The organism is Archangium violaceum (assembly GCF_016887565.1).
Classification (GTDB): domain Bacteria; phylum Myxococcota; class Myxococcia; order Myxococcales; family Myxococcaceae; genus Archangium; species Archangium violaceum_B.
Genome location: NZ_CP069396.1, coordinates 2,908,762 through 2,924,471 on the forward strand (window position 1 = coordinate 2,908,762; position 15,710 = coordinate 2,924,471).

The 15,710-nt window shown below is 68.0% G+C and carries 15 protein-coding genes and 1 pseudogene; 13 read left to right on the forward strand and 3 right to left on the reverse strand.

Annotated features, from left to right (window positions below; all coding sequences use genetic code 11):
* Positions 1–4 precede the first annotated feature (4 nt).
* From JRI60_RS12050 to JRI60_RS55090, 3 genes and pseudogenes are all read right to left on the reverse strand, one after another.
* Positions 5–892, reverse strand: a complete 888-nt coding sequence (locus tag JRI60_RS12050) for a hypothetical protein (RefSeq protein WP_204225995.1) — start codon at positions 890–892, stop codon at positions 5–7.
* Between the two features lie 108 nt (positions 893–1,000).
* Positions 1,001–1,573: a prepilin-type cleavage/methylation domain-containing protein gene (locus JRI60_RS12055; protein WP_430384404.1), complete on the reverse strand. Its 573-nt coding sequence runs from the start codon at positions 1,571–1,573 to the stop codon at positions 1,001–1,003.
* A pseudogene (locus JRI60_RS55090) lies at positions 1,546–1,648 on the reverse strand (prepilin-type N-terminal cleavage/methylation domain-containing protein); the annotation flags it as partial. The gene JRI60_RS12055 and the pseudogene JRI60_RS55090, both read right to left, overlap by 28 nt.
* A gap of 277 nt (positions 1,649–1,925) precedes the next feature.
* Here JRI60_RS55090 and JRI60_RS12060 point away from each other — a divergent pair.
* The 13 genes from JRI60_RS12060 to accC all read left to right on the forward strand — a co-directional run bounded on the left by JRI60_RS12060 (position 1,926) and on the right by accC (position 15,543).
* Positions 1,926–2,963, forward strand: a complete 1,038-nt coding sequence (locus JRI60_RS12060) for a prepilin peptidase (protein ID WP_343213402.1) — start codon at positions 1,926–1,928, stop codon at positions 2,961–2,963.
* A 16-nt stretch (positions 2,964–2,979) separates the two neighbouring features.
* Positions 2,980–4,101, forward strand: coding sequence for a sensor histidine kinase (locus JRI60_RS12065; RefSeq protein ID WP_204225998.1), 1,122 nt, complete (start codon positions 2,980–2,982; stop codon positions 4,099–4,101).
* A gap of 50 nt (positions 4,102–4,151) precedes the next feature.
* The gene (locus JRI60_RS12070; protein ID WP_204225999.1) at positions 4,152–5,570 is read left to right on the forward strand and encodes a sigma-54-dependent transcriptional regulator; all 1,419 of its coding nucleotides are present in this window, start codon (positions 4,152–4,154) and stop codon (positions 5,568–5,570) included.
* Positions 5,571–5,782: 212 nt separating this feature from the next.
* Complete coding sequence (pilM, locus tag JRI60_RS12075; protein WP_204226000.1) at positions 5,783–6,865, forward strand: type IV pilus assembly protein PilM; 1,083 nt, start codon at positions 5,783–5,785, stop codon at positions 6,863–6,865.
* 30 nt (positions 6,866–6,895) lie between these two features.
* Complete coding sequence (locus JRI60_RS12080) at positions 6,896–7,576, forward strand: PilN domain-containing protein (RefSeq protein ID WP_204226001.1); 681 nt, start codon at positions 6,896–6,898, stop codon at positions 7,574–7,576.
* A gap of 14 nt (positions 7,577–7,590) precedes the next feature.
* On the forward strand, positions 7,591–8,199 hold the full coding sequence (locus tag JRI60_RS12085; RefSeq protein ID WP_204226002.1) for a type 4a pilus biogenesis protein PilO: 609 nt from the start codon (positions 7,591–7,593) through the stop codon (positions 8,197–8,199).
* A 59-nt stretch (positions 8,200–8,258) separates the two neighbouring features.
* Positions 8,259–8,825 carry a pilus assembly protein PilP gene (locus tag JRI60_RS12090; RefSeq protein ID WP_204226003.1) on the forward strand — a complete coding sequence of 189 codons (567 nt, stop codon included), beginning with the start codon at positions 8,259–8,261 and terminating at the stop codon, positions 8,823–8,825.
* A gap of 67 nt (positions 8,826–8,892) precedes the next feature.
* Positions 8,893–11,676 (forward strand): type IV pilus secretin PilQ, encoded by a 2,784-nt coding sequence (pilQ, locus tag JRI60_RS12095; protein WP_204226004.1) that lies wholly within the window; start codon positions 8,893–8,895, stop codon positions 11,674–11,676.
* A 38-nt stretch (positions 11,677–11,714) separates the two neighbouring features.
* Positions 11,715–12,413 (forward strand): hypothetical protein, encoded by a 699-nt coding sequence (locus JRI60_RS12100; protein ID WP_204226005.1) that lies wholly within the window; start codon positions 11,715–11,717, stop codon positions 12,411–12,413.
* Positions 12,414–12,447: 34 nt separating this feature from the next.
* On the forward strand, positions 12,448–12,810 hold the full coding sequence (locus JRI60_RS12105; RefSeq protein ID WP_204226006.1) for a roadblock/LC7 domain-containing protein: 363 nt from the start codon (positions 12,448–12,450) through the stop codon (positions 12,808–12,810).
* Positions 12,811–12,915: 105 nt separating this feature from the next.
* Positions 12,916–13,494, forward strand: coding sequence for an elongation factor P (gene efp / locus JRI60_RS12110; RefSeq protein WP_204226007.1), 579 nt, complete (start codon positions 12,916–12,918; stop codon positions 13,492–13,494).
* 32 nt (positions 13,495–13,526) lie between these two features.
* Positions 13,527–14,117 carry an acetyl-CoA carboxylase biotin carboxyl carrier protein gene (gene accB, locus JRI60_RS12115; protein ID WP_204226008.1) on the forward strand — a complete coding sequence of 197 codons (591 nt, stop codon included), beginning with the start codon at positions 13,527–13,529 and terminating at the stop codon, positions 14,115–14,117.
* 40 nt (positions 14,118–14,157) lie between these two features.
* Entirely contained in the window at positions 14,158–15,543 is a 1,386-nt protein-coding gene (gene accC, locus JRI60_RS12120) for an acetyl-CoA carboxylase biotin carboxylase subunit (RefSeq protein ID WP_204226009.1), read from the forward strand.
* The last annotated feature ends 167 nt before the right edge of the window (positions 15,544–15,710 follow it).

Below are 15,710 nucleotides of genomic sequence, written 5' to 3' on the forward strand. Positions count from 1 at the left end.
GAGCTCACTTCCACTGATAGCCCCGGTTGTTGGGGGTGAAGATCTCGAGCCGACGGCGCTGCGTCTCCGAGTAGGCGCGCTCGTCGTGGCCGATGTAGAAGTCGCCGCCGGCCGGGTCGACCGGGGGGCGAGGCAGGAAACCCAACCAGAGGAGCGTCGGCACGTCGGGAGGCGCCACACCGAAGTGCTCCCGGAAGGTCGCGATGGCCTTGTCCACGCGCTGCAGCTCCGCTTCCATCTTCAAGTCCTGGATGCGTTGCTCGAACGCGGCGCGCGTCTCCTCGTCCTGCGCGGACTCGGCGAGCGAGACCGCCAGGGCCATGCCCGCGTCCACCTCACCGGATTGGGCATAGAGGCGGGTGGCCAGGGGGGCAAGGTAGTCGGGCGCGCCGGGCAGCTTGGAGGCATGCTCCAACACCTGGGCGGCCTCCCGGTACTCCCTGTGGTAGGTGCTCAGGTTGTAGGCCAGCAGGATGTTCAGCTGCAGATCATCGGGGAAGAGCGGCAGGCCCTTGCGGATGATGCGCGTGGACTCCTGCGTGTTCACCCACTGCTCGCGCCCCAGGTTGGTGGGCAGCGCGGTGCCCGCGAAGCGGTAGACGAGGCCGAACTTCGGGTCCAGGTCGGTGAGGAGCTCCGCGTAGGGGTAGATGTCGCGGTACTCCTCGGCCGTTCTCGCGCGCCCGGTCTCCTGGATGAGTTGGATCCACAGGTAGTCCACGAGGAGGGGCAGGTGACTGCGTCCCACCACCTGCAGCACTTCCTTGCGCGGCAGCAGAGGCTCTTCGTGGGGACCGCGCGGGGGCTTGCGTGGAGGAGCGGCGAGCAGGGCCAGGGCGCCCAGACTGACGATGCCGACGACGAGAGGGAGGAGGGAGGTTTGCGGCCTCATGATTGCGCCAGGAGACAAGTGCGCCCTAAAACCAAGAAGGGCACCTGGATTATTTCCAGGTGCCCTTCGGATTCAACACCAACCGGTTGCCCGGTAGGTCAGCTCGACTCAGTCGCAGTCGACGTCGTTGAAGGTGCTGTACGGCGTGCCGGCCACGGCGTTGGTCTCGTCGGCGTCGGAGCCGCAGGGAGCGGAGCCAGCCTTGGCGTCCTTGGTCGAGATGTACCAGGTGTCCACGCCGGTCTTGTCGTTGTCGATCTGACCAGCGGCGTAGGCGTCCACGTTGCAGCCCGGGCAGTCACCGGAGATGCCGGGGTTCGACGGGTCGTCACCGGCGCCAGAGTACGTGAAGGTGGCCTTCGTGGGCGTCGGCTTGTCGGTGGCGGTGGTGTGCTTGCCCTGGTCCACCGTGATGCAGGTGGTGTCGGTGCCGGCCGCGGGACCGGTCACGCCGGAGACAGCGCGAACCTCGCACTCGCCGCCGCTCTTGAACTCATAGTAGTAGCGGTTGCCGCGCTCGGGGGCGTAACCGATCGCCTTGATGTTCTCCGAGTAGCGGTCCTTCTCCTGCAGGTAGGCGCGCTCGGTGGTGAACCAGGCCTTCAGGTTGGACTTGGCCTCACCCTGCTTGGAGCGGGCCTGGAACTTGATGAAGTTGGGAATCGCGATGGCGGCGAGGATGCCGATGATGGCAACCACGATCATCAGCTCGATGAGCGTGAAGCCACGGTTCTTCCGGGCGAACAGACGGGTCATGGGAGTCCCTTCGGGTGAAGGATGGGTTGCGGCCGAAGCCGTGATGAGGAATAGCACGAACGGTGCCACGGTCAAACCACCCGACCCGTGACGGCGATCCAAGGACTTGCATCGGTCCGGGTGCCCGGAATGGTCAGGCAGGTGCCAATTTTTGTCACCAGGGTGACAGGAATCGTCCGCCCGCGGTGGGCGCCCGGGCCCTATGCTGCGCGATCAGGAGCTCCTCGCGGAAGAAGGGACGCAGAACGTGACTCCTCAGGCCTTGGAGGGAGCGGCCGTGGCGCTGATTGTCGTCATGGGCCTGCTCTTCGGCAGTTTCTTGAATGTCGTGATCGCTCGTGTGCCCTACGATCAGAGCATCGTGCGGCCGCGCTCGCGCTGCCCCAAGTGTGGGCATCAACTTGCGTGGTACGAGAACATTCCAGTCCTATCGTGGCTGGCATTGCGAGCGCGCTGTGGCTCATGCGGCCAGCCCATCTCCTGGCGCTACCCGGCCATCGAGCTGCTCACCGCGGCGCTCTTCTTCGCCAGCCAGCGGCGCTTTGGTTGGACCCCGGAGCTGGTGTCCGCCCTGGTGATGGTGATGGTGCTGGTGCCGCTGGCCTTCATCGATCTGGAGCATTGGATCCTCCCGCATGAGCTGACCCTGCCGGGCATCGCCGCGGGCGTGGCGCTGTCGGTGCCCATCGGCATGGATCGGCTGATCGCCTCGGTCACTGGCGCGGTGGCCGGGTTCCTCGTGTTCTGGGCGCTGGAGTGGCTGGGGGAGAAGATCTTCAAGAAGGAGGCGTTGGGCGGAGGCGACAAGTTCCTGCTGGCGCTCATCGGCGCCTTCCTCGGCTGGAAGGTGCTGCTCGGCGTCATCTTCCTCTCCTCGTTGCAGGGCGCGGTGGTGGGCTCGCTGCTGCTGCTCATCCGCGGGCGGGCGGGACCGGCGCCGGAGGCGGAATCGGAGACGGAAACCCCTGTCGCCGGCACTCCCGCGCCGCCTCCAGCCGGAGCCGCTCCGCAGCCCGAGGTCTCCACCGCGGCCTCTCCCGTCACGGCGCCCGACGTGCGAGAGCCCTCCGCGGACGCCGCCAGTGCTGACACCGCCAGTGCTGACGCCGCCAGTGCCAGTCCGGCGAGGGAGGAGACCGGGAGCGAGGCGAACGCGGACGAAGATGGGGAGGAGGACGACTGGGTTCCGGGTCCCACCAACATCCCGTTCGGCCCCTGGCTGGCGCTCGCGGCGCTCGAGGTGATGCTGCTCGGCCCGTGGCTGCGCGAGGTGCTGCCGATGCCGATCGACATCCTGTTGACGGGAGTGCCGTGAGGGAGCGCGGGCGCGGATGAAGTGGCGGGTCGTCAGCGTCGCCTTCCTGCTCAGCGTGGTGGGCACGGGCCTCACCTGGCTCACCCTGCAGCGGCCGCTCCTGTCGTTGATGGAGGCGGTGCGCCACTGCGCGGCGTACGGCTCGCCGGAGTCCCTGGTGTTGGCGCGCACGCTCGGCTCGCTGCCCTTCCTCCTCGGGCTGGACCTGGTGCTGCTCACCGCCGTGGCATACGCGGTGCTGGACTTCATGGTGGGCCGGCCCCTGCGGCGCACCGAGGAGGTGGTGGAGCAGCTCGGGCGGTTGGAGCTGGACGTGGCGATGCCGGTGAGCGCGGGGCCGATGCTCTCGCGCATCCAGCGGGCGCTCTCCCGCATGGCGGCGGTGCTCCAGCGGGAGCAGGACACCACCCGGAACCAGATGGAGGCGTTGCGTGCCGCCAACGCGCGCCTGGCCCTGGCGCAGACCGAGCTCGTCTCCACGGAGCGGCTGGCCACCGTAGGGCGGCTCGCGGCGGGCGTCGCCCACGAGGTCGGCAACCCGCTGGCGGGCATCCTCGGCTACCTCTCGCTGGCCGGTGCCCGGACGAAGGACCCGGAGGTGCAGGAGTACCTCGCGCGCATCGATCATGAGGTGCAGCGCATCGACGGCATCGTGCGGGGGCTGCTGGAGATCGGCCGCCCGGGGCGGGAGCGGTTGGGGCCGGTGGACGTGGGGCGCGTGGTGGAGACGTGCGTGCAACTGGTGAAGGCGGGGCGGGACTTCTCGCGGGTGAAGCTGGTCCTCGAGCTGGCTCCCGGCCTGCTGGCGCGGGCGGACTCCGGGCCGCTGTCGCAGATCGTCATCAACCTGTTGCTCAACGCGGTGCAGGCCATGGAGGGGGAGGGGGTCGTCCGGCTTTCCACCCGGAGTGGGGAAGGGGACGTGCTGCTGGTGGTGGAGGACACGGGACCCGGGATTCCGCCCGAGGTGATGCCGCGCCTCTTCGAGCCCTTCTTCACCACCCGTGAGCCCGGTCAGGGCACGGGGCTGGGGCTGGCCGTGTCGCGGCACCTGGCCGAGGGCATGGGAGGACGACTGACAGTGGAGAATGTCCCGGAGGGAGGCGCTCGCTTCTCCGTCCGACTGCCGGGCGTCTGAGGCGGAATCTGGCCGCGCCCCCGGGAGTGGGCTACTTCTGGGGTATAGCCATGGCCCTCTTCCGCAGCATCCTCGTCGCCGACGACGAGCCCTCCGTGCGCCACGTCCTCACCCTGGTGCTGTCCGGGCTGGGCTACGAGGTGCGTGCGGTGTCCGACGGCGAGGAGGCGCTGCGGGAGCTGGCCGCGCGCGGCTATGACGTGCTGCTGTGCGACGTGCGCATGCCCCGGCTCGACGGGCTGTCCCTGCTGCGTCAGGCGCTCGCCGAGCACCCGGGACTGACGGTGGTGGTGATGAGCGCGTACGGCTCGCAGGAGCAGGCGCTCGAGGCGGTGGGGGCCGGTGCGTACGACTACGTGCGCAAGCCCTTCAAGCCCGAGGAGATCGTCTTCGTCCTGCGCAAGGCGGAGGAGCGCGAGCGGCTGCTGCGGGAGAACCGGCGCCTGCGGGGAGTGGGTGGGGCCGTGCCCGTGGAGCGCATCCTCGGCGACAGCGAGCCCCTTCGCGTGGTGCTGCGGCAGGTGGAGCGGCTGGCGCCGGTGGGCACCACCGTCCTCATCACGGGCGAGAGCGGGACGGGCAAGGAGCTCGTCGCGCGGGCGCTGCACGCGCGCTCGCCCCGGGCCGCCATGCCCTTCGTCGCCGTCAACTGCGGCGCCATTCCCGCGGGCCTCATCGAGAGCGAGCTCTTCGGCCATGCCCGGGGCGCCTTCACCGACGCGCGCACCGCCCGGCGTGGCCTCTTCAGCGAGGCCGATGGGGGCACGCTCTTCCTCGACGAGGTGGGGGAGCTGCCCCCGCCCGCCCAGGTGAAGCTGTTGCGCGTGCTACAGGAGGGGGAGATCCGCCCGGTGGGGGAGAACCGCGCGGAGAAGGTGGACGTGCGCGTCATCGCCGCCACGCTGCGCGACCTGGGCCGGCTGGTGGAGCGGGGCGAGTTCCGCGAGGACCTCTACTACCGGCTCAACGTGGTGAACGTGCGGGTGCCCCCGTTGCGCGAGCGCACCAGCGACATCCCCCTGCTGGCGCGCGCCTTCCTCGCCCGCTTCAACCGCGAGCTCAACCGCGAGCCGCCCGTGCGGGGCTTCAGCCCCGAGGCCGAGGCGTTGATGGCCTCCTACGCGTGGCCGGGCAACGTGCGCGAGCTGGAGAACGCCGTCGAGCGTGCCGTCCTGCTGGCCGAGGGAGAGCTGATCCTCCCGCAGAACCTGCCAGAGCGGCTCTGGACCGCGTCCGCGCCGGCCCCCACGCAGCCACCCCCCACCCCCACGCACCCTCCCGCCGACGCCAACCTGTCCCTCAAGCAGGCCATCCGCGACCTGGAGGAGTCCTACATCCGCGCCGCCCTGCGCCGCACTCGGGGCAACCGCACCCGCGCCGCCGAGGTATTGGAGATCAGCCATCGGGCCCTGCTGTACAAAATCAAGGAGTACGGAATCGACCCGGACGCGGAGGGTGAGCGAGGCTGACTGGCCGCTCAGTAGGGGACGGAACGGCGAGAGGGCCGATTTGACGAGACACGTCCGAGGCCGGAAAATCGGCACTTGGAATGCGGCGTGGGTTCTCCGCCGTGGGATTTCGGGGGATTGGCCGGCTGCCCTGCGGGCTGGCGCGGAGCACTTTTTAGGAGGGCTCGCGAGCCGGTGCTACGCTGGCGGCCCCTCCACGGAGCAACGACTGTATGGCGAAGGGAAAGCTGGCTCTCGGTCTCGATATCGGATCGACCTCGGTGAAGATGATCCTGCTCAAGGAGCAGCGCAAGCGTGGCCAGGTGAGCTACGCGCTGCAGAGCTTCGGCATGAAGCCGCTGCCGCCCGAGGCCATCGTCGATGGCGCGCTGATGAACTCCACCGCCATCGTCCAGGCGCTGCAGGAGCTGATGTCCGAGCTGAAGGTGAAGAACAAGGAGGTCGCCATCGGCGTCTCCGGCCACTCGGTCATCATCAAGAAGATCCAGATGCCCCGCATGAGCCAGGAAGAGCTCGAGGAGAGCATCCAGTGGGAGGCGGAGCAGTACATCCCCTTCGACGTGAAGGACGTGAACATCGACACGCAGATCCTGGACGCGGGGGGCAATGACGCCACCGGCCAGATGGACGTGCTGCTGGTCGCGGCCAAGAAGGACATGATCAACGACTACACCACCGTGGTCTCCGAGTCGGGGCTGCAGCCGGTGGTGGTGGACGTGGACGCCTTCGCCGTCCAGAACATGTTCGCCTCCAACTACGACGTCCCCGACAAGGAGACGGTGGTGCTCATCAACGCGGGCGCCTCGGTGGTGAACATCAACATCATCTCCAACGGCATCACGGTCTTCACCCGTGACGTCACCATCGGCGGCAACCAGTTCACCGAGGAGATCCAGAAGCAGCTCAACGTCTCCTACGAGGAGGCCGAGGCGCTGAAGATCGGCGGCACCCGCGGTGACTCGGACGCGGTCGTCCCGCAGGAAGTGGAGCGGGTGCTGATGAGCGTGGCCGAGCAGGTGGCCGGTGAAATCCAGCGCTCGCTGGACTTCTACGCGGGCACCGCCGTGGACGCCAACTTCACCAAGGTCTACCTCTCCGGTGGAACCGCCAAGATTCCGGCGCTGTTCAAGACCATCGAGACGCGGGTGGGCGTGCCGGTGGAGATCCTCAACCCCTTCCGGAAGATCGACGTGGACAACCGCAAGTTCGACCCCGCCTTCATCATGGAGGTGGCGCCGATGGCCGCGGTGGCCGTGGGTCTCGCGCTTCGCCGCCCGGGCGACAAGCTCGGCTGATCTTCCCCCTGCTTCGAAGGACTGACGCACATGATGATCCGCATCAACCTTCTGCCCGTCCGTGCCAAGGCCACGCAGAGCATGGGCCGGCAGATCCTGGTCCTCTTCGCGGTCGTGCTGATCGGCGCGCTCGTGGGCAACTTCTTCTGGTACTCCGATCGCGACAGCGTGGTCGAGCGCCAGCAGAAGGGCATCGCCGACACCAACCGGCGCATCACCGAGCTGGACAAGACCATTGGCGAGGTGAAGAACATCAACGCCCGCAAGGTCGAGGTGGAGAAGAAGCTGGCGGTGCTGGACGAGCTGCGCAAGGGCCGCTCCGGCCCGGTGCGGCTGCTCGACGCCCTGGCCACCTCGCTGCCCAAGAAGGCGTGGATCAACACCTTCAACGAGGAGCGCGGCAGCGTGAAGCTGCAGGGCTCGGCCGTCAGCCATGACGACGTGGCCGAGCTGATGCGCAACCTCAACAGCATGGTCTGGACGCCCAAGGGTATCGGCCGCCTGGTGGAGCAGCGCCGCGAGGCCAAGACGTCCCGCGTGGAGCTGGTGGCGGCGGACGTCGCCATCGAGGAGTTCCCCGTCAACGACATCAAGCCCTTCTTCAGCAACGTCGACCTGAAGAGCACCCAGCAGAAGAACAGCGCGGCCAAGCCGGGTGACGTGGCGACGGTGGACTTCGACATCACCCTCACCGCCAACTACGCCATCTAAGGAGCCGACAAGCCATGGACAAGTACCTGGATAGGATCGTCAAGGCTCCTCCCGCGGTGAAGTTCGGCGGGCTGGCGGCCGCGGTGGTGTTGATGACCGCCGCCAACTTCTTCTTCGTCATCCAGCCGCTCGAGGAGAACATGGAGCGGTTGCGCGCCGAGCAGCGCCGGTTGGATCTGGACCTCGCCGAGAAGAGCGAGATCGCCCAGAACCTCAACGAGCGTCGGCGCGAGATGGACGTGCTGGAGCAGCGGCTGGCCGAGGCCCTCACCGAGCTGCCCGAGAACAAGGACGTCGAGGAGCTGCTCTCTCAGCTCAACGACATCGGCAAGAAGTCGGGGCTGGCCATCGCCCGCGTGGAGCCGGGCCCCGAGACGGTGGGCGGCGGTGACTTCTTCGCGCGCATCCCCATCAAGATGCAGGTGAGCGGCAACTACCATGAGATCGCCATGTTCCTGCAGGAAGTGGCGAACATGCGGCGCATCGTGAACGTGAACAACATCAAGCTCGATGGCGCCAAGTTGAAGAACGAGAAGGTGGTCCTCCAGAGTTCCTTCCTGGCCACCACCTTCCGGTTCGTCAATACGAAGAGCGCGCCGTCGAAGGATTCCAAGAAGAAGTAGATGAACTCCATTCGGAAACTTGATCGGTCCTGCAAATGGGGCGACAAGGGGACCAGAGGATGAAGACGTTCCAATCCATGTTCATCTCGGGGGCATTGGCCCTCGCGCTCACCGGTTGCGGCGAGGAGCCCCCTCCGCCGGCGCCCGCCACTCCGCGCCCGCCGAGCGCCGCGTCCCAGAAGGACAAGGCCGCGGAGACGCCGGTGGCGGCGCCGCCCACCTACGTCTACAACTACAACCCGGTGGGCAAGCGTGATCCGTTCCGCAGCCCCGTCGATGAGATGAAGCCCGACGCGCCGCAGATCGGGCCCCAGGTGGCTTGCAACGAGCCGTTGTGCCAGTGGGATATCGACCAGCTCAAGCTGGTGGCGGTGGTCAGCGGGGATGCCAATCCGCTGGCCATGGTGGAGGACCCGCTGGGCCGTGGCCACATCGTGCGCCGCAACACGCGCATGGGCCGCCAGGGTGGCAAGGTGACTCAGATCCTCCGTGACGAGGTCATCGTCACCGAGGTCATCACCACACCGGAGCGGGTGATCTCCAACCCGGTGAAGCTGGAACTGCGGCAGGAATCCCAGCGGGACCCCGCCTACGACCTGATGACGGGCAAGAACTGGGAGCCGTAGGGCTCCCGGTGGTGGGGAGCCGGCGGGTCCGGCTCCTAGTGCCCACTGCGACTTGTTGAGGGGACGCATGCTCGAGGAGAGCGCTGTGACGAGGGGCAAGTTGATGAGCATGGTGGCCGCCCTGGTGGTCGCCATCGTGGGTGTCGGGGCCGAGGCCGCCGAGCTCAATACCCTGCGCGACCTGAAGGTGGTGCAGACGGGCTCGGGCACCCAGGTGGTGGTGACCGGCACGCGGGCACCCACATTCACCGTCTTCCGGCTGAGTGGTCCGGAGCGGCTGGTGGTGGACCTCTCGTCGGCGGACGCCACGGGCATCAAGGGGCTCCACAACGGCTCGGGACCGGTGTCTGGAGTGGTGGCCTCCCAGTTCTCGGACGAGCGCGCGAGCGTGGGCCGGGTGCTGGTGGCGTTGCACCAGGCCGCGCAGTACGACGTGCGCGCCGAGGGCAACAAGGTCGTCATCTCGGTGGATGGAGCAGCGGCGCAGGCCGAGGCGAAGCCCGCCCCCGCACCGAAGGCCGAGCCCGCCCCCGAGGTGAAGCCCGCCGCGCCGGCAGTGGCCAAGGCCGAGCCCGCGCCGAAGGTCGAGTCCGCGCCGAAGGTCGAGTCCGCGCCGAAGGCCGAGCCCACCCCGGTGGTGGCCGAGGCCGAGCCGCGGAAGAAGCCCGTCGAGCAGCCCGCGCCGGCCGTGGCTTCGGCCCCCGCGCAGCTGCCGGAGAACGTGGTGGCGGCCGAGGCGGACGAGCGCGAGGTGGCGCATCCGGCCCGCCGCATCACCGCGGTCTCCTTCAACCGTGACACGCTGAACATCCGCACGGACGGCGAGGTCGCTCGCTACGAGGTGCTGGAGCTGGCGGATCCGCCGCGGCTCGCGGTGGACGTGTACGGCGTGGGCCTGTCCGCTCGGGCTCCGCGCGTGCGCTCGGGCCTGCTCAAGGACGTGCGCGTGGGTGCGCACTCGGACAAGGTGCGTCTGGTGCTCGATGTGCGCGGGGAGATGCCCGGCTACCGGGTGGACCGCAGCGGCCGGGGCCTGGAGGTGGTGCTCGGTGGCAAGGTGGCCCGCAAGCCGGCCGCGCCGTCCGACACGCCGGAGAAGGTGGTCGCGGAGAACGAGCCCCTGCGCTCCACGCCCGTGAGCGCGCAGCCGGCCGCCGTGGACGTCAAGGACCTGACCTTCGACGAGAACGACACCGGTGGGCGGGTGAACCTCAAGCTGTCTGGCGCGGTGGTGTGGAAGGTGGAGCGGCCGGATCCCCGCAGCGCGGTGCTGTCGCTGGAGAACGCGAAGCTGCCGCGGCGGCTGGAGCGCAGCCTGGACACCAGCGCGCTGGAGACGCCGGTGAAGATGATCAGCGCCTTCGCGGTGCCCGGCGAGGGCAACCGGGTGCGCGTGGTGGTGGCCGCGGACGGCGCCATCGAGGAGAACGTGAGCCAGGTGGCCGGTGGCCTCTCCTGGCGGCTGAGCGTCAAGGGCGTGAAGACGGAGCAGGTGGCCGTCACCCAGCGCACCGCCGGCTTCACCGCCGAGGCGCCCACGTACGTCTCCGAGGGCGCGCCCCAGCAGGCCCGCTACCGCGGCAAGAAGGTGTCCTTCGAGTTCAAGGACATCGACATCCAGAACCTGCTGCGCGTCATCGCGGAGATCTCCAAGAAGAACATCGTGGTCGCCGATGACGTCAGCGGCAAGGTGACCATCCGCCTGCGCAACGTGCCCTGGGATCAGGCGTTGGACCTCGTCCTGCGCACCAAGGGCCTGGGCAAGGAGGAGTTCGGCAACATCGTGCGCGTGGCGCCGCTGAAGACGCTGGAGGAGGAGGCCAAGCTGCGTCAGGAGCGCAAGAAGTCGCTCGTGGCCCAGGAGGAGCTGCTGGTGAGCCTCATCCCGGTGAACTACGCGGTGGCCAACGAGATGTCCACCCGAGTCAAGGACGTGCTGAGCGAGCGCGGAACGGTGACGGTGGACACGCGCACCAACGTGCTCATCGTCAAGGACGTGCGCGCCAACACCGAGAAGGCGCGGGCGCTGGTGCGCAACCTGGACACGCAGACGCCTCAGGTGCTCATCGAGAGCCGCATCGTGGAGGCCAACACCTCGTTCAGCCGCGAGCTCGGCGTGCAGTGGGGTGGTCAGGCCCTGGCCACTCCGGCCACGGGCAACGCCACCGGCCTCATCTTCCCCAACACCGTGGCCGTGTCGGGTGCCTCGGGCGGTGGCGCGACGGGCGTCTCCGACGATCCGAACTTCGCCGTCAACCTGCCGGTTGGCGCGGGTCAGGGCCTCGGTGGTGCGTTGGGCTTCGTGTTCGGCTCGGCCGGTGGTGCGCTGGCCCTCAACCTGCGCATCTCCGCGGCGGAGGCCGAGGGTGTGTTGAAGACCATCTCCGCGCCCAAGGTGACGACGCTGGACAACAACACCGCCCGCATCAGCCAGGGTCTGTCCATCCCGTTCAGCCAGGTGTCCGCGGCCGGTGCCAACACCACCTTCGTCGAGGCGCGTCTGTCCCTCGAGGTGACGCCGCACATCACCCAGGACGGCAGCATCCTGATGACCATCAACGCGCAGAACAACCAGCCGGATCCGGCCAACACCGGTGCCAACGGACAGCCCGCCATCCAGCGCAAGGAGGCCAACACCCAGGTGCTGGTGAAGGACGGCGACACCACCGTCATCGGCGGCATCTACGTCCGCCGCGGCAGCTCCCAGAGCAACTCGGTGCCCTTCCTGTCGAAGATTCCGGTGCTGGGCCTGCTGTTCAAGAACCACCGCGAGCGTGATGAGCGCCAGGAGCTGCTCATCTTCATCTCGCCGCGGATCCTCAACCGGCAGACGATCGCCCAGTCGCTGTAGCCGGTGTCTCTCTCGAGCTCATGAAGGAGTCGGTGTCCATGAAGCGATTGATGCTGGTTGCCGCATTGGCGGCGTCTTCTTCGGCCTGCGTGGCCAATCAGGGGGATGCGTCCATCCGCTTCCTCCAGGCGGGTGCCCTGGCGACGGAGGATGGACGCTGCAGCGTCGCGACGGGTGGGGCGCAGGTGCCCCAGGGGTTGCTCGACATCTCCGGTGGTCAGAGCTACCTGCTGGGTCTGGTCGTCGAGACCAACAGCACCCAGCGTGACATCACCATCAATGGTGATCTGCTCTCGGGGCCCGGGCTCAACGACATCACCCTGAACGAGGTGGTCCTCTCCTACGAGGCGTCGCCGCGCGTACCGGGCCTGCCCGAGGAGGAGATCTTCCCCATCTACGGTGTCTTCCGCCCCGCGACCTCATCGGGCAGCTACGCCGTCCTGTACGCGCTCGGACCCAAGGCGCTCACCGCGCTGGCGGCCGCCGTGGGGGAGGGTCAGCAGGTGACCGTGTTCTCCACCATCAAGGCCCGGGGACAATTCAGCAGCGGCATGGCCACGGAGAGCAACGAGATCACCTTCCCCATCAACATCATCAACAGCGGCTTCGATCCGTCCACCCTGGGGTGTCCGGCTGGCCTGACCTTCACGCCGGCCCAGGCGGTGGGGCCCTGCGGCCAGCTGGGCCAGGACGTGGGCAACATCTGCCGCCCGCCGCCCCCCACAACGACGCCTTGACCTGACCCCCTGGCCCTCCTACAAGGCGGCAGCCATGTCCTTCCGCACGCACCTCGAGTCGGTGGTCAACCAGGTCGATGGGGCCCTGGCCTGCAGTGTGATGGGTTTCGACGGCATCGCCGTGGAGACCCATCAGCGGGACGAGGCGGGTGATCTGGAGCTGACCGGGGCCTGGGTGGAGTACGCCAACCTGCTCGGTCAGCTGCGGCAGGCCGCCGAGACCCTCAAGACGGGCGCCGTCCAGGAGGTCAGCGTCAACAGCGAGCGGGTGCTCACGCTGATGCGCCTGGTGTCTCCGGAATACTTCCTGGTCCTGGCGCTCCGGGCGGACGGTAACTACGGAAAGGGCAGATACGTCCTCCGGGTGACCGCCCCCAAGATCCTCGCCGAGCTGTAGCCTGCCGGGCGGACGGCGCAGCGCGCCGCGCCTTTCCGCTTTGCAAGGCGCGGCCCCATCGGCTAGACACCCCGGACTTTTCAAGCTGTCCGAAGGAGCCTGTCCATGGCCGGTGTCATTGATACGTCCGAGTTCCGCAAGGGCATGAAGATCGAAGTCGACGGCGAGCCCTTCGAGATCGTCGAGTTCCAGCACGTCAAGCCGGGCAAGGGCTCGGCGTTCGTGCGCACGTCGATCCGCAGTCTGCTGTCCGGGCGCGTGCTGCAGCCGACCTTCAAGTCCGGTGACAAGGTGGGCAAGCCGGACATCGAAGAGAAGGACATGCAGTACCTGTACGAGCAGGCCGGCGACTTCTACTTCATGGACACGCGCAACTACGAGCAGACCTTCATCAGCGCGGACGTGCTCGGCGAGGCGAAGAACTTCCTCAAGGAGAACATCAACGCGTCCATCCTGTTCTACAACGGCAAGGCCATTGGCGTGACCCTGCCGAACTCGGTGGACCTGAAGGTCACGAAGTGCGATCCGGGCGTGCGTGGCGACACGGTGTCCGGTGCGTTGAAGCCGGCCACGCTGGAGACGGGCTACACCGTCAACGTGCCGCTCTTCATCAACGAGGGTGACATCCTCAAGATCGACACGCGCGATGGCAAGTACCTCACGCGCGTGGCCACCGCGGGCTAGTCGGCCCACAGCGGTTCAGGGAGGGGACGGAATTGGCAACCAAGCGCAAGGTAACCCGAACGGAGTCGGCGCCCGCCGAGCAGGCAGGCAACGTCCGCGTGGAGGGCAACACCACCTCCCTGGATGTGGAGGCGCTCCGGCAGATCGTGGAGATCCTCGAGGCCTCCGAGGTGACGCGGCTGGTGTGGCAGCGGGGTGAGGAGCGGCTGTTCATCCGCCGGGGCCCCGTGCCGGCGCCCACCATCGTTCACGCGGCTCCCGTGTCGCCCTCGGTGAGCCCCGCGCCCGTGGTGGCCGCACCGGTGTCCGCCGCGCCCGTGGCGTCCGCTCCGGTCATGGCGCACGCCCCGGCCGCGGTCGCGGCTCCGGCCGCGGAGAAGCCCGGTCACGTCGTCACCAGCCCGTTCGTGGGAACGTTCTACCGGACGCCCGCGCCGGAGCAGCCCGCCTTCGTGGATGTGGGCACCGTGGTGAAGAAGGGCCAGGTGCTCTGCATCATCGAGGCCATGAAGTTGATGAACGAGATCGAGGCCGACGTGGCGGGCAGGGTGGCTGAGATTCTCGTGGAGAACGGGCAGCCGGTCGAGTTCGGCCAGGCGCTGTTCCGCATCGAGCCGGTCTGACATACGCGGGCGGTCTGACGCCCCGCGGAGGCACGACATCGTGTTCAAGAAGGTGCTGATCGCCAACCGCGGGGAGATTGCCCTGCGGGTCATCCGCGCCTGCCGCGAGCTGGGTATCGCCACTGTGGCGGTGCACTCCACGGCGGACGCCAATGCGCTGCACGTACGGTTCGCCGATGAGTCGGTGTGCATCGGTCCGCCGCCGTCCAAGGAGAGCTACCTCAACATCCCGCAGCTGCTCTCCGCGGCCGAAATCACGCGTGCGGACGCCATCCACCCGGGCTACGGCTTCCTCTCGGAGAACTCCGAGTTCGCCAAGGTGTGCCGGGACTGCAAGATTCATTTCATCGGCCCCCGGCCGGAGATGATCTCGCTGATGGGCAACAAGGTGCGCGCGCGCGCCGCGGCACGCGAGGCGGGCCTGCCCCTGCTGCCCGGGAGCGCGGGCACCGTGAAGGACGCCCGCGAGGCCGAGGTCTTCGCCAAGGAGATCGGCTATCCCGTCATCCTCAAGGCGGCGGCCGGCGGTGGTGGCAAGGGCATGAAGATCGTCCGCGAGCCGGGCGCCCTGGCCCAGGCCTTCGCCACGGCGGCCGCGGAGGCGGTGGCCTCCTTCAACAACGGCGACCTCTACATCGAGCGGTACGTGGAGAAGCCGCGCCACATCGAGATCCAGGTCGTGGCCGACGAGCACGGCAACATCATCCACCTGGGTGAGCGCGAGTGCTCCGTGCAGCGGCGCCACCAGAAGCTCATCGAGGAGAGCCCCTCGCCGGCGCTCACCCCGGAGCTTCGCCGCGAGATGGGCGAGGTCTCCATCCGCGCGATGCAGAAGCTCGGCTACAACAACGTGGGCACCATCGAGTACCTGCTCGACGAGAACGGGCGGTTCTACTTCATGGAGATGAACACCCGCATCCAGGTGGAGCACCCGGTGACCGAGCTCGTCACCGGCATCGACCTGGTCCGCGAGCAGATCACGCTCTCCTCCGGCGAGCCGCTCAAGCGCAAGCAGGAAGACATCCAGATGCGCGGCCACGCCATCGAGTGCCGCGTCAACGCCGAGGACCCCATCACCTTCGCCCCCTGGCCGGGGAAGATCACCGCCTACAGCGTCCCCGGCGGTTATGGCGTGCGTGTGGACTCCAGTGCGTACGAGAACTACACCGTGCTGCCGTACTACGACAGCCTGCTGGCCAAGCTGATCGTCTACGCGGAGGACCGGCCCACGGCCATCCGCCGCATGCAGCGGGCGCTGGGCGAGTACGTGGTGCAGGGCATCCGCACCAACATCCCGTTCCACCGGGCGGCGATGGCGGAGGACGCCTTCGTCGAGGGCAACTACGACACGCGCTTCGTGGAGCGGCTGCTGGCTTCCGAGACGGGCAGCCACCGGCTGCGCAAGGCCATCGAAGAGACGCCCTGATCGGGCTCCCTCGGTTGCCCTTCACGCAACCCCCTGATCCTGCGGGGGGTTGCGGCGGGTGGATTCCTTGACCCGCCAGGGAGGATTCCGCTAGCCTCGGTTCTCCCTCGTAGTCTCCTTGAAGGAAGCAGAAACCCCGGATTTTCCAGGGGTTTCGCTCGGCAGGA